We start from the raw sequence: 321 nt of genomic DNA, 5'->3' as shown, positions 1-321 counted from the left end.
CAAGCCGGCGCCGTGCTGGTCGGCATGCTCAACCCGTTTGATGACGAGAACACCGCGCGCCTGGCTGCGGCCAACGTCACCGCGTTCGCGCTGGAAGCCGCGCCGCGCACCACGCGCGCGCAAAGCATGGACGTGCTCTCCTCGCAGGCCAACATTGCCGGCTACAAGGCGGTGATGGTGGCCGCGAACCACTACCAGCGCTTCATGCCGATGCTGATGACCGCCGCCGGCACCGTCAAAGCGGCGCGTGTGCTGATCCTCGGCGCCGGTGTGGCGGGCTTGCAGGCGATTGCCACGGCCAAGCGCCTGGGCGCGGTCATC

The 321-nt window shown here is 69.2% G+C and carries 1 pseudogene; it reads left to right on the top strand.

The features are described from left to right. Nucleotides 1-321: pseudogene (locus RVY79_RS18535) on the top strand (NAD(P)(+) transhydrogenase (Re/Si-specific) subunit alpha); the annotation flags it as partial.

It is taken from the genome of Chromohalobacter sp. HP20-39, from assembly GCF_033052815.1.
Taxonomy (GTDB): domain Bacteria; phylum Pseudomonadota; class Gammaproteobacteria; order Pseudomonadales; family Halomonadaceae; genus Chromohalobacter.
Note: the sequence above shows the minus strand (reverse complement) of the source record. Positions and strands in the feature narration are given on the sequence as shown.